Annotated in this window: 12 protein-coding genes; 7 read left to right on the top strand and 5 right to left on the bottom strand. The window is 42.4% G+C overall.

Annotation, left to right across the window (positions count from 1 at the left end; all coding sequences use genetic code 11):
* The first annotated feature begins 306 nt into the window (after positions 1-306).
* The 4 genes from Q4486_RS04255 (at position 307) to Q4486_RS04240 (ending at position 4852) form a co-directional block, all read left to right on the top strand.
* The gene (locus Q4486_RS04255; RefSeq protein WP_303518468.1) at positions 307-1158 is read left to right on the top strand and encodes a toll/interleukin-1 receptor domain-containing protein; all 852 of its coding nucleotides are present in this window, start codon (positions 307-309) and stop codon (positions 1156-1158) included.
* Positions 1159-1477: 319 nt separating this feature from the next.
* Positions 1478-2689 carry a Fic family protein gene (locus tag Q4486_RS04250; RefSeq protein ID WP_303518467.1) on the top strand — a complete coding sequence of 404 codons (1212 nt, stop codon included), beginning with the start codon at positions 1478-1480 and terminating at the stop codon, positions 2687-2689.
* Between the two features lie 421 nt (positions 2690-3110).
* Entirely contained in the window at positions 3111-3983 is an 873-nt protein-coding gene (locus Q4486_RS04245) for a hypothetical protein (RefSeq protein ID WP_303518465.1), read from the top strand.
* A 218-nt stretch (positions 3984-4201) separates the two neighbouring features.
* Entirely contained in the window at positions 4202-4852 is a 651-nt protein-coding gene (locus Q4486_RS04240; RefSeq protein ID WP_303518463.1) for a hypothetical protein, read from the top strand.
* Between the two features lie 41 nt (positions 4853-4893).
* On the opposite strand, the gene Q4486_RS04235 is transcribed toward Q4486_RS04240, so the two are convergent.
* The 4 genes from Q4486_RS04235 to Q4486_RS04220 are packed head-to-tail and all read right to left on the bottom strand — an operon-like array spanning position 4894 to position 7743.
* Positions 4894-5196 carry a hypothetical protein gene (locus Q4486_RS04235; RefSeq protein WP_303518461.1) on the bottom strand — a complete coding sequence of 101 codons (303 nt, stop codon included), beginning with the start codon at positions 5194-5196 and terminating at the stop codon, positions 4894-4896.
* 19 nt (positions 5197-5215) lie between these two features.
* A complete protein-coding gene (locus tag Q4486_RS04230; RefSeq protein ID WP_303518459.1) occupies positions 5216-5947 on the bottom strand; it encodes an ABC transporter ATP-binding protein in 732 nt (243 codons plus the stop codon).
* On the bottom strand, positions 5932-6714 hold the full coding sequence (locus Q4486_RS04225) for an ABC transporter permease (RefSeq protein WP_303419748.1): 783 nt from the start codon (positions 6712-6714) through the stop codon (positions 5932-5934). Before Q4486_RS04225 ends, Q4486_RS04230 begins: the two co-directional genes overlap by 16 nt.
* 9 nt (positions 6715-6723) lie before the next feature.
* Positions 6724-7743, bottom strand: a complete 1020-nt coding sequence (locus tag Q4486_RS04220) for an ABC transporter substrate-binding protein (RefSeq protein WP_303518457.1) — start codon at positions 7741-7743, stop codon at positions 6724-6726.
* 578 nt (positions 7744-8321) lie between these two features.
* Here Q4486_RS04220 and Q4486_RS04215 point away from each other — a divergent pair.
* Positions 8322-9956, top strand: coding sequence for a diguanylate cyclase (locus Q4486_RS04215; RefSeq protein WP_303518455.1), 1635 nt, complete (start codon positions 8322-8324; stop codon positions 9954-9956).
* Between the two features lie 84 nt (positions 9957-10040).
* Here Q4486_RS04215 and Q4486_RS04210 read toward each other — a convergent pair whose 3' ends face one another.
* The gene (locus tag Q4486_RS04210; protein WP_303518453.1) at positions 10041-11453 is read right to left on the bottom strand and encodes a GGDEF domain-containing protein; all 1413 of its coding nucleotides are present in this window, start codon (positions 11451-11453) and stop codon (positions 10041-10043) included.
* 398 nt (positions 11454-11851) lie between these two features.
* Between Q4486_RS04210 and Q4486_RS04205 the strand changes: the two genes are divergently transcribed.
* Both Q4486_RS04205 and Q4486_RS04200 read left to right on the top strand, forming a co-directional pair.
* Entirely contained in the window at positions 11852-12208 is a 357-nt protein-coding gene (locus Q4486_RS04205) for a DOPA 4,5-dioxygenase family protein (protein ID WP_303419754.1), read from the top strand.
* A 185-nt stretch (positions 12209-12393) separates the two neighbouring features.
* Entirely contained in the window at positions 12394-12741 is a 348-nt protein-coding gene (locus tag Q4486_RS04200) for a carboxymuconolactone decarboxylase family protein (protein WP_067867271.1), read from the top strand.
* Positions 12742-13047 lie beyond the last annotated feature (306 nt).

The raw sequence follows: 13047 nt of genomic DNA, 5'->3' as shown, positions 1-13047 counted from the left end.
AGAGGTTTTATTTCAATACGGGTGTATTGAGGGTGCGCGCGTAGGAGGCCGGTATAACGGGGAAAGCGATAGCATGCTCTTATGCTATTTATATATAGAGCATTCCATCCTTTAGAATGTTATGCAAGGATAGTAAGACAACTCTGTAATTTTCTCCATGGATGAGAAATCTTCGAGCAAGGAAAGCTGATGAAATTCAATACGTCACAATACTTTTTAATATCCTTTCTTGGAGATATATGACAACTTCTCGTGTTTAATCGAGATAATCGGTTATGTTTTAGCTATTAGAAATAAGGATTATCGATGAATGGTGATTGGGGACCTGTAATCGTTATTAAGGGCGATCATAAAGGTAAAATTGGGTATTACGATGACAATGACTCTCTGTTTTCCGATGAAGAAAATATTGACCCCGACTTCTGGGATAGTGACTCATGGAGAGACGTAGAGGGTGTCGAGGAAGAAAACTTAAAAGCATTAGATGTAGCTATCGTTTACTTCGGCGACTTTTTCATAGCTAAAGGGTACTACTTGCTGCCACATGATTATATTAGAGCGGTTACAACAGACGATCTAATGAAAAGGCGTGAAGAGCTTCACGATTTGTGTGGTCGGTTTGCAAGAATACGAGATCCAGATTTAGACGTTGAACCTGAAGAGGAGGATTCATTCTTAAGAGAATTACACTACGTGGATTCAACATTAGTTGATCGCATGATTGAGGCAAGGTATTCAAACGTGGAAAACGGGGCAAGCATTTTCATTTCACATTCATCTGAAGATAAGCCATTTGCAAGATGGGTTGCTACTGATCTTAAAGCTTCCGGGCACAAGCCTTGGCTTGATGAGTGGGAGATCAACGTAGGTGAATCAATTCCGGCGAAAATATCTCTGGGTGTCAAAGAAGCTGATTTCGTCATTGTGATTCTGTCAGAAAATTCGATTAACTCAAACTGGGTCGAAAGAGAGTGGCAAAATAAATACTGGGACGAAGTAAGTAGTGGAAATATACATGTTCTTCCAGTTCTATATAGAGATTGTGAAATACCAGAATTATTGAAAACAAAAAAATACGCTGACTTTCGTAATAGTTACAATGATGGTTTGGAAGATGTGTTATCAGCTATCAATCATCTTGTTCCGAGCGTTGAATAATTCTAACAGCGCATGTTGCCGGACTGGTTTTCCGCTCAAAACCAGCCGCAAATGCGAGCGTTACATTCCTTTAGAGCGTGTCTTACATATAATGTAATTCTATACTTATTTTTAGAAGTGATACTGTTTCCTGACAGAAGACCCACTCAATATCAATTAGTTCTCGCGGCCGATGTCATATAACTAGGTAAGACTATGATATTTTTATGGCATATAATTCACTTGAATGATATTGCTTTAAATCCTTGTATTTGTTGCCTTTGAAGAATTTTCATGTCATTTTTAATATTCTACTAATGTCACTTAATGGGAGTTATTTGTGAGTCTTGATATCAATTCCTTTAGTCTTTGGCCAATTTCTTACGATAGTCCAGTTGTTGATCTAGGCTTCGAGCTTGAGGAACTTAGGGCTTACAGGCCTCACGGGACTACACCAGACTGGCTTTTTTTCCAGCTCAAAGACATTCTCCATTCTGCAGAAAGTTTGATGTCCCTTCGGCTTGAGGGCAATACAACAGAGATAGTTGAGTACGCTCAAGCTAGGCAATGTGGTGATTTTGTAAAGGAGCCGATTAAAGAGATTTCCAATTACGAGAAGGCCTTAACGCATACTATGAGACATCTCGAGAACGAGGGTGACATAGACGGAGATCTTATATGTACACTTCACGAAATTGTTGTGGATGGACTGACACCTGTACAAGCTGGAGGTGATGGTGATATGCATCCAGGTCAATATTCATTTATCAAGGAGGAAGGGGTCAGACGTGTAGGGAGTGAAACAACAGGAAAATATCACTATCCGCCTATTTTTCCAGACAATGCAAAATACATGCAACGTTTATTTGAATTTATCGAAACAGATCATGGAAAGAAATATGATGCAATAAAGATAGGACAGGCACATCAACATTTTGCTTGGATTCATCCGTTCAACAATGGAAATGGTAGAGTTGGGCGATTACTTACTCATGCTATGTTGATCAAAGCTAATTTTAGTGTCGCAGGGTTACTTACCCCATCGTCTATCTTTTGTGGAGATAGATCCGAATACAACGCTCGCTTGTCTGCTTGTGATGACCTATCAAATAATATTTCCAAGGAGGAGTGGCTTATATATGTACTGGGTGGAATAGTTAAGGAGTTCAAAAAAGTTACTAATCTTATGGACTTTGACTTTGTTAAAAAGAAGATCCTACTCTCGGCAATCGATGGAGCCTATGAACACGGGAAAATTGAGCAGAATGATCATAAGATTTTGAAATGTGTATATCATTTGGAAAGTTTCAAGACTGGTGACACCGCAGACCTTGAGCTCGCCTCGGCATATAGATCAAGATTACTTGGCGGTATGCTCGAAAAAGGGCTGATTAAGAAAAAAGCAGAAAAAGGTCGTATCTATCAGGTTAATTATCTTCATCCGCAGCTTATGTATGGGGTGCTCAAAGCACTTGAGTATCAAAGGATGTTGCCTCCGCCTGACAAAATGCTTGCTAGAGCAATTAGTAAGGAGCGAACTAAATTCGAATGAAAGTGTTTTTTTGTTTAAGGGCTTAAAATAAGCTTTTAACTTATTGGCGCTTAGCCCTAAGCGAAAGAGGGCTTATTTGGAGAACCTTTCATTTCTCTACAGGTGTTCTGCGTTTAATAGCGAGCGGGTCAGGAATCTCATATTGACTGTATAATGAGGGAAGCGATAGCATGCTCTTATGCTATTTTTATATAGGATATTCCATCCGTTTGGCCTTTATGCAAGGATAGTAGGACAACTCTGTAATTTTCTCCATGGATGAGAAATCTTCGAGCAAGGAAAGCTAATGAAATTCAATACGTCACAATACTTTTTAATACCCTTTCTTGGAGATATATGACAACTTGTCGTGTTTAATCGCGACCATCTGTCATATATTTAGTTATTACACGTCAACATTCAACATAGGAATTAAACGATAATGAAAATAGGTGCTGCGGGTTTGATGAAACTTGCAGAGATGGTTTGTGGTGATAGCCCTTTCGATTGCTTTCCCTACAGAAGCTCTTCATATTTAACAAGATTCTTTACTGGACTTGATCTTGATTATGTCCATGATGGTTCTACCCGCAGAGTTTGGGTTAATGATGTACTTAAAGAGCTGAATGAACGTCAAACTCCTGTGGCTACTATGCCTTCAGTAGAAATGGTCAAAGTTATTGAATACTTGCTTCACCCGGATCATTTCTTATTTGATGAGAAAGTAGATCGCGAAAAATCTATTGAAGCTGTAGCTACATGCTTAAAAATATATGACCTAACAATAGCGACTCAACCTAATGGTTTGGCTAAACTTTGCCCTATGCATGGTGAATTCGTTTCTACAGCATTTACTGAAGTGCCAACTGAAAAAATTATCACATTCAAACCAAGCGTTTTTCAAGTACCCAGTAAACCTCAAAATGAAAAGCTCATATCAGTTATGATGCCGTTCAGCGGTACATTTTCAGGAACATACGATGCAGTGAAACGTGTTGCTGATCACATGAGTCTTGAGTGCCTGAGAGCAGATGATATTTGGGATAACTCTACATTCATACAAGATATCTTTGATCTGATCTTCTGTGCAAAAGTGGTAGTCGTTGACTTCACTGGCAGGAATCCGAATGTTATGTATGAAACTGGCATAGCGCATACTCTTGGCAAAACAGTTATACCAATTACTCAGTCAATAAACGATATTCCATCTGATTTAGGTCATCACAGAGCTCTAAAATACTTGCCAAATGAAGAAGGCTATAGAGATCTGAGCAACGAGCTTTATAAAAGGCTGAAAGTAATTTATCAAAGTTGACGTGTAATAAGCCCATCCAAGCGACCGCCTTCGGCGGCGCATGATGGGGGCGTTAGTATTTCTAAGGTCTTACAGAAAACATATCTTTTGTATAAGTGCAGGCCAATTAATCGTAAAAAAACAGAAAGGAAGAGGTCAGGTCTTGCAGCATGCATGTTGATTGCTGGAATTAAAGGAGTCAGCTAATATTCCTAAAAACCGCACTGGATGCATCGATAATGAAATTAAAAACAGTATCATGTGTACTTGGTCTGCTAGCTCTCAGCAGCGGGTCAGCGGTCGCAGAAGATTATGCCGATCTATGCGGAAGCAATATTGAAGGCGTGAATCTAGCGATGCCGAAGGATGAGGTTCAGTTAACTTTAGCAAGCGGTGGTTACGAAAAAGCCGCTGATAGTGACGATAGTAGGAAGAAAAAACAGAATCGGCCCGAATCCGTACAATCGTTGCTCTTTCAAACTGAAGACCGGCAACCCAATGCAGATTTCATCCGTTCTGTAAGTTGGAAGCGTACTCTTTCTACCGGACGTAATACAATCTATGCTACCTATGTTGCGCCAACCGATCCGGCTCGATTGGAAGCCTATGAAGCGTTCTGGCGTTCTAAGATAACCGATTATTGCATGCATGAGATCGACACATTACGTGCGACATCCTCAGCCCAGAGTGTTTCGAAAGTGTCGAGAATGAACCCGAATCCCATATCACCTATGCATGAGTTTTGCGAGAACGCCTTGCAGGGAGCGTTTCGTACTAACGGTATAGGCCATGCTCAGACACCTCCAGATGCATTGCATATCACCGATGCACAGGGCTGCAGAGTTTTTACAGAAATGTTAACCTTCGGGGTTTTACTTCTGCTTTCATAATAGGTCTTGAGCACACTCAATAGTGGCTTGTGAAGGCAACCTTAAGCGCGAAGATAAGACCAACCAGCGGCTTGTTGATGAGCAAGGTACTGCACAGCGGCGTCCACCAGCTTAACGTCTGCCTGTGAGGTCAGGGATTGTGCTTGTAAGCTATTACGACACATCACCAATCGACTTAAAATATCCTCATCTGTCAAGGTGACCGCCATGGCCATAGCGGGGCCATTGACGACGATTTCCACTTGGGCATCCGCTTCTAATTTAAGCAAATTGCGTGCGTTATTTTGCGCTCGCTTTAATGCATCTACTGTTGGTGCGTGAATCAATAATTGTGTAACAGCCATGAGGGTATCCTTTTAAAAATTAAAGAGCATTAGCGATCTCTTGAGCCATTTTTTGCAAGCTATCTGTGCCACGATCTCTTGGACGGGGCAGGTCAATGGGTTTATCTAACACCACGTTCGCAGGTGAGCCCGACAAGACAATCACTCGGTCCGCTAAATATATTGCTTCTTCAATATCGTGGGTGATAAACATCACGGCTTTACGCGTCTTTTCCCAGATCGCCAGTAACTGATCTTGTAAATGTTGACGAGTGATTGCATCCACCGCGCTAAAAGGCTCATCCATCAACAACAAATGAGGCTTTACTGCTAATGCTCTGGCAATGCCGCCACGTTGTACTTGGCCACCCGATAGCTGGTGTGGCCAACGCTCGGCTAGCTCATCAAGGCGAGCGAGTTTTAATACTTCGTCTACTCGGTTGCGTTTTTCTTCAGCCGTGAGTTTGAGTCCTGTCAGCCCATAAGCCACATTGCTGCGCAATCGACGCCAAGGCATGAGGCGACCATCTTGAAACACCACGCTGCGAGAGCGTCGGGTTTCGTCTTCTTCCACGTTGAGTGAAATAGTGCCATGACTCGCTGAGGTAAGGCCAGCGACACAACGTAACAGGGTTGATTTACCAACGCCTGAACCACCAACGACCGCTATAAACTCGCCGTCTTCTATTTGAAGGTTTAAATTGGCAAACACGGGGTCAGGATTGTTACCGTAGTGATAACTTAGGTCTTCGATCTTTAGGATGGGCGCCATGTTAACACTCGCTTTTCAATGAAACCAAACAGGGTATCGCTCAAGGTGTAAACCAGAGAAATAATCAGCATGTAAACCACAACCACTTCGTAAGCGCCTACGCCCGCGGCTGAATTCATCTCTTGTCCCATGCCGGGGACGCCCAACAATTCAGCGGCGATCAAGGTCATCCAAGCTTGTCCGATACCAGTGCGAATGCCCGAAAAAATACCCGTGGCAGCACCCGGTAAGGTTACTTGAAAGGTTTGACGTAAATGGCCATTTTGACCAAAAGCACGGGCCAGTTCATAAAAACGAGAATCCACATTGCGTACCGCAGAATAGGTTGCAAAGTAGTTTACCCAGAATACACCTATGGCAATCACGAAGGCGGCTCCCGCATGGCTTACTTTAAACCAAGCAATGGCAAAGACCACCCAGGCCAATGGCGGAATGGGACGTAGAATCCGCGCGAGCAAAGCATGTAATGCGTCTAGCAGCGATGAAGACGCCGCTAATGTACCCACTAAGAAACCAAGAAATGTACCAATCGCCAAGCCCCATGCGTAATGAACTAAACTTGAGAGGACTGCTGGCATCAAGCGTTCGGATGTCCACTCATCAGCCAGTGCTTGTGGCAGTTTAAATGGGTCAGGAATGGTGCCAGCTGCCGCCCAGCCTGCCGCTTGTGCGTATTTCCACAGCAGCACAAATGCGGCTAGACCTAATATTCCCAGTAAAACACGCCCCCATCGAGAGCGTGTTAAAGGGTGAGTGTGTGATTCCATGATGTGGAATTACTCCCTAATGAGTTCGTTATAAAAACGAACATCAAATAGTGCGTTTAGGTCCACGCTTGCTTTAAGTGTGCCTTGGCTGGCTTGAAAATCATGCATGGTACGGGTGCCATCAATGATGGCGTTCGGATCTGCTTGGAACTGATCGTGTGAGTTCTTTAATGCATTTAGGATAATTTGTTTCGGTAAACGACCACCACCGACGTATTTACCAACCGCTTTAGCTGCTTGTTCTGGGGCGTTACGCAGTTCATCGGTGGCGGCGATGTGTGCTTTCACTAATGCTTTCACCAATTCAGGGTGCTCATTGATCAATGATTCACGTACGGCTAGTACAGCGCCAGGCTGATGAGGGAACATACCCGAGCCAGAAGCGACGACTTTTGCAGCGGATTTTTTATCACGAATAATGCTGACGACTGGCTCTAAAATAGCTGCGCCATCAACCGCTTCGGTCATCAGTGCTTGTTGTACCTGTGCTGCGCCTTGGTAAATAATATCGATGTTTTGCTTAATCTCATCACGGCTCATACCCAACTGGTTTTGCAACCAATACTGTAAGACGGTTTCGGGTACTGAACCCCTAGGGAAGGTGGAGATAACGGCTTTATGGCCTTTATCCGCTTTAAAGCGAGCAAAGGCTGTTTTTGGATCACCATTATCAAAGTAAGGAGACAGTTCGCCTAATGCGATCATGCTGATTTGTTCAACAATGTTAGAGGCAACCACTTTAATGTCTGCCCCTTTGGCACGAGCAACCATGGCTGGCCCAATACCAAGATAGGCAACATCTAATTGACCGGCTAAAAGCGCTTGCACAATAGCGGGGCCATTTTGAAATTGGAACAACTTAGGATCGCTAACGCCGGCGTTTTCCAAAGTGTCGCCTTCCAAAACAATAAACGCTTGGGAAATCGGAATAATGGGCATATAGCCAATTTCAAGGTTTTTGTCGGCCGCAGTCACTAAACTACTCCAGCCACACAAGAACAAGGTCATCAGGGCCACGAATCGGGACATTAGAGCACTCCAGAGAATTAAAATTTGAGTATGGATTATATATAATTCAAAAGAATATTAAAGTTTATTTAAATATCGTTTTGGAATAAAGAAATAAGCTATTTATGGGAGGGAATAGGTAGGGAGAGGATTAGACGGACATTTTACATAAATGCATAAACGGGGTCAGGTTTTAATTTTTCAACAAGCTAACGCGGTCGCTCTTTGCCGTTCTTTATAGTGCCAAGGGGCTTTGCTCGACGGGTTCCAGCTAAAGGTTGGCCTCCTGCAGGGGATGGCTTGGGGTAGGAGCCCACCCTGTAAGCGAAATAGAATAACCTAGGACAGATCCTATTGGGAAAGGGTTTAAAATACCTGTCTCTATGATGTGCCCTTTATAACTCGACCGATTAAGTGTCTAGCAGACTATAAAACAGACGGTGAAAAATTTTAAAGCCTCTGTTCCTGTGCTATCTTCCCGAATGAATTGTAGTTCGCTGTTGTTGATGCCAGCAGTGATATTTCGGATTAAGTTGAATGAAAAAACAAAAAAGCCAAATCTCAGTACCACAGTACGCCATAGCGTTTGATATAAGCGCATGATGATCAATAAAACGCATAAGCGGTTATTCATACTACTATCTATAATGCTTTTTGTAGCAGATACGTTGTTCGTCACTATTAACTACATTAGTGATAAGCGCATCATGCAGCAGAGCTTGAAGCAGGATGGTCAACAGCTTAAAAGATCATTTGAAGTCGCATTAACCATGACGCTCAATAACATGTCTCAACTTTCGACGTTTATTGCTAGCTCAACGGAGGTGCAGCACTTATTTGCCCAAGGCGTACAAGCGGTTAAGGAAGAGGGAGGAGGTGCGGGAGGTCCTGAATCAGCACGTTTACGAGATCTGTTATACGACAGCGTGTCGCCAGGGTGGACCAAAATGATGGAAAAGTATCAGGTGCGTCAGCTGCATTTTCATCTAGGTCCCGGTTCGACCAGCTTTCTCCGTATTCATAAGCCTCAGAAGTTTGGTGACAATATGGATAACCTTCGCCATATGGTGGTCGATGTTAATCGTGACGGTCATCCTCGACAGGGCTTTGAACTGGGGCGTGTATATTCAGGGCTTCGAGGTATAGTGCCGGTTTTTTCCGATAGTGATTCCACACGTCAAATTGGCGCTTTAGAGGTGGGGACATCGTTTAAAACCTTGATTGATTTGTTGGGTTCTTCCATTGGTGGCGATGTTGCGGTGTTGCTTAACGAGGCCAATGTTGAAAATGCTACTTGGTCTCGTCCAAACGAACCTGAGAGCAGAACGCCTTGCGGCTGCTTTATTGAAGCGACATCATCACCAGCGCTGAGTGCTTTGTTAGCTGAGCGAGCGAGTACTAAGTGGTCTAAGCCGCCTAAAAGCGTGCGTACGATTTTAGTTAATACGGCAAGTGGCCCTGTTGCTTTGACGGAATTTTCACTGTCAGACTATGTTGGGGAGCGAGACGGCAGTGAGACGCCTGTGGGCCGTATTATGATCTGGAAATCGGCCTCTGATGTTATACAGGAGTTAAATCATAATACTTGGATTAACATTATCTATGGGATTATAGGCTTTCTAATAATTGAACTGGCTCTTTTTTTGGGTATTCGATTGGCGTTAGGTCAACTTAAGCAGACCGTGGATGAGCGGACGCAGGAAATACAGGTCTTGAATAGGCAATTAGAGGAAATTGCACATCAAGACATGCTTACAGGTGTTTCTAGTCGTCGCTACTTTATGATGCGGTTCCAGCAAGAGCTTAATCGTAACCAGCGCTCGAAACAGCCCATGACATTATTGATGGTGGATGTAGATCACTTTAAAAGGGTGAATGATACTTGGGGCCATCAGGTTGGTGATCAAGTGTTGTCCGATCTAGGTCACTTGATGATAGAAAACAGTCGCAACTATGATGTGGTTGGTCGCTATGGGGGAGAGGAGTTTTGTCTTTTGTTACCGGGTGTTGATGCAGTAACCGGGTTACAAATGGCTGAAAAACTACGCGAGCGGGTTGAACGTCAAATCATAATACCGGGTAGTGATGGTATACATGTGACTATTAGCATCGGTGTTGCACTTTATGCCGAGGGTCAAAGTGCTGAAGAGTGGATTAACGCGGCTGACCAAGCATTATATAAAGCTAAAGATAGTGGCAGAAATCGATGCCTGCTGGCTGAAACGGCTGACTAGAACCGCGATCAACAATGTAAAAGTAATAATGGGGCTAGGTTGTTTCTTAATATATGCTAGGTGATTAATAATATGATTTAATCGTTAAGCGAGCCTAAACTCTACTTGGTTTCGACCCTGTTTTTTAACGTTGTAAAGGGCATCATCAGCACGTTTTATTAAGCTATTTATGCAATCACCCTCTTGATAACGGGCTACACCGAAACTTGCTGTAATCGTATGGACTGTAGTGAAATCATACTCTGCTATTTTTATACGCAGGTTTTCAGCCATTGATGATCGGTTTTTATGGTCTTTTATTGGAGCAATAATTAAGAACTCTTCGCCGCCCCAGCGGCCTAACGTATCTGAAAGTCTGATCGATTGTTTCATGAGTAATGCTAATTCGTTAAGTACAACATCACCCACATTGTGACCATAAGTGTCATTAACCTGTTTAAAATTATCTATATCCAAGATAATGACTTCAAATGTTCCTTGCATGCGTTTAGCGCGATGGTACTCTTTTTCTAATGTTTTACTGAGCATATGGCGGTTATACAGCCCTGTTAACTGGTCTGTATTAGATATTTCTTCTAGCTCTGATTTCTGTTCAAGGATGTCTTGGTAGTGGCGTAGGATAAACCAGCCCATGAGCCATAATAGGGCAGTGAGAAAAATAGAAATAGCGACTTGTTTATACCAACTTGCTAACCAGTCTGTATTAGCTAATCCGACGATCACGGTGAAGGGTAGATTATCTACTTTGCGTACATTATATAATCTGTCTGTACCATCTAGCGGCGAAGTATGGGAGAAGGATTGATTTTTCAGCTGTGACATCATGAACTGTTCTAAAATAGGGGCGCCAGCTTTTTTACCTAATGCTTGTGGAGACTCAGGTTGTCGTGCAAGTAAAGTGAAATTTCTATCTAATATTGCAACAACACCGCCCCGTCCAATATGCACTTTTTTTACCCATTGGGAAAAAAAGCTGAGATTAAGACCTAAACCTGCAAGTCCTTTGTTATCAGGAAATTTACGGGTTTGAATAACCATCATTTCACCAATGTTACTCATAAACATATTTGAAACATAAGTGTCTAATTTAGGGTTTTTCATCGGCACATTGCACCATTCACGTTGGCTAGCATCAAATCCTACTGTTGACGGGGTGTGAGTCATAATGCATTTATTATCGTTTAGACCGACACCATTTGAGTAAGGCAAGGTTTGACGTTTTTTATCTATAAACTGTGAGATACGAGCATGTTCAATGGGATCGTTTGTGGGGTAAGTTAATGCGGTTGTTGGAACCTTATCGATAATATCTCGTAAGATATAATCTGACGCATTAAAAGCGCCTTTTATCCACTCACTTATTAGAAGGCTTGTTAGGGTAATATTTTCTTTAGCAAGTTTTTTTTCTTGAGAATAGGAATGGTATAGAAAAATACAAAAAAAAGAGGCTGTACTAATAGTAAAAATCAAGTAATAAATAAATAATTTCTTTTTCATTATTTGCCTGTATTTAATTACTACCTAGTCTCAGTGATTTAGCAAGGATAAGTCCTTGTTTTAAATAGGGGGTAAGAGTGAAATGTTCTCTATGCTCGTGTGCTATTTAACGGGCTATTAGGTATTAATTTTAGGCGGCTTATAGTTATAAGTCCATAAAAACCCGCATAGGGTCAATAACCCGGTGGATAGGTTTTTCTTTTTCTGTAAGTGACCTGAGGTTAAATCAGCGGGGGCGATGCGCTTTAAACTCAGCAGCCCGCACAGCAAAAAGCTCCTGTAGGAGCTCAGCCCGTGAGCGAAGGTAAGCTAGCGTAAATGCTTTGCGATATATAGGATAAAAAGAGTTTCACTTTTAGTGAGGAGTTAAATACCTAATTGGGGAATGAAAAATAGCTATGACTGAAATTAAAAGACCGATCAATTCGCACAAAGCTTATCATGCTCATATTTATTTCGATGATGCGTCAAAGGTAATTGCTCAGACGTTATGCGAAGAGTTAGGTGTCAAATTTAATTTAAAAGTGGGCCGTTTCCACGAGAGTCCTATAGGCCCTCATCCATGTGGGAGCTGCCAAATTACGTTTGGCGCAAGGACGTTTGAAACCTTTATAACTTGGCTCGATGAAAATAGGAAAGGCTTAACCGTGCTTGTCCATGGCGTCACCGGCGATGATTTTAAAGATCATACAGAGTTTGCATATTGGTTAGGTCAGCCAGTCGAATTGAGTTTAGGTTTTTTCGAAAACACCTAAAGGCTCTAGCGATCTAAAATCAAAACAGGTTTAGCTACCTAATTGATCGGACAGAACATAGGTTTGCGTAAAAGTTGACAGAACGCAATAGAATTGCAGTAGTGCCCCTCACATCTCATCCAGCCAGTTATAATGAATCCTGATCTATTTCCTAGATTGACTTTCTATATATACGGAGATGAGCCATGAAGAACTTTCCTGAACACTTTAAAGAACTTAGTAGCTGGATGGAAAAGCTTGGTCTGGAGATTCCTGGCGCAATGCAGGGGTTTTCAGCATTACATGAGTCCAGTCTAAAACCCGGTGCATTAGAGACAAAAACAAAAGAGCTGATTGCTTTAGGTATTGCTGTCACTGTTAGATGTGATGGGTGCATATCCTTCCACGTACATGATGCTTTGAAGGCGGGTGCCAGTAAAGAAGAGGTCGCCGAAACAGTATCCGTTGCTATCCTTATGGGCGGTGGACCATCAGTTGTTTATGGGATTGAGGCGATGCAAGCGCTAAGTCAATTCCAAGAGCAAGGCCTATAAATTTAGCCTTTCGCAATAAGTAATCAAAAGGGACGTTGGAAGGTACAGCGCCCCCTTTGAATGCGAAGTCCCATCAAGCATAGATTTTATGCTTAGTAGGAACTCACCCCGTGAGCTAAAAAAGGTAGATGTCAGTTTCTTGCTTGGGACAATAAACGAAACCGTTCTATTTTGAGATCTGTCCTAAGCTCCTCTTAAAACTCCCTCCTTAATATCTCCGAAGTTGAAGCATATCACTTAGAAATTGGGTATTTATTCTATGATGCTGTACCGTTGTTATATGAGAAAAACATCAACGGAGGATAG

The sequence above is a fragment of the Neptuniibacter sp. 2_MG-2023 genome, assembly GCF_030547495.1.
In the GTDB taxonomy this organism is placed as follows: domain Bacteria; phylum Pseudomonadota; class Gammaproteobacteria; order Pseudomonadales; family Balneatricaceae; genus Neptuniibacter.
Note: the sequence above shows the minus strand (reverse complement) of the source record. Positions and strands in the feature narration are given on the sequence as shown.

Excerpts from the sequence above, each read along its gene's own strand:
- Q4486_RS04215 (WP_303518455.1), top strand. The coding sequence starts at position 8,322 with ATGATGATCAATAAAACGCATAAGCGGTTATTCATACTACTATCTATA.
- Q4486_RS04230 (WP_303518459.1), bottom strand. The coding sequence starts at position 5,947 with ATGGCGCCCATCCTAAAGATCGAAGACCTAAGTTATCACTACGGTAAC.
- Q4486_RS04220 (WP_303518457.1), bottom strand. The coding sequence starts at position 7,743 with ATGTCCCGATTCGTGGCCCTGATGACCTTGTTCTTGTGTGGCTGGAGT.
- Q4486_RS04200 (WP_067867271.1), top strand. The coding sequence starts at position 12,394 with ATGAAGAACTTTCCTGAACACTTTAAAGAACTTAGTAGCTGGATGGAA.
- Q4486_RS04240 (WP_303518463.1), top strand. The coding sequence starts at position 4,202 with ATGAAATTAAAAACAGTATCATGTGTACTTGGTCTGCTAGCTCTCAGC.
- Q4486_RS04235 (WP_303518461.1), bottom strand. The coding sequence starts at position 5,196 with ATGGCTGTTACACAATTATTGATTCACGCACCAACAGTAGATGCATTA.
- Q4486_RS04210 (WP_303518453.1), bottom strand. The coding sequence starts at position 11,453 with ATGAAAAAGAAATTATTTATTTATTACTTGATTTTTACTATTAGTACA.
- Q4486_RS04245 (WP_303518465.1), top strand. The coding sequence starts at position 3,111 with ATGAAAATAGGTGCTGCGGGTTTGATGAAACTTGCAGAGATGGTTTGT.
- Q4486_RS04225 (WP_303419748.1), bottom strand. The coding sequence starts at position 6,714 with ATGGAATCACACACTCACCCTTTAACACGCTCTCGATGGGGGCGTGTT.
- Q4486_RS04255 (WP_303518468.1), top strand. The coding sequence starts at position 307 with ATGAATGGTGATTGGGGACCTGTAATCGTTATTAAGGGCGATCATAAA.
- Q4486_RS04205 (WP_303419754.1), top strand. The coding sequence starts at position 11,852 with ATGACTGAAATTAAAAGACCGATCAATTCGCACAAAGCTTATCATGCT.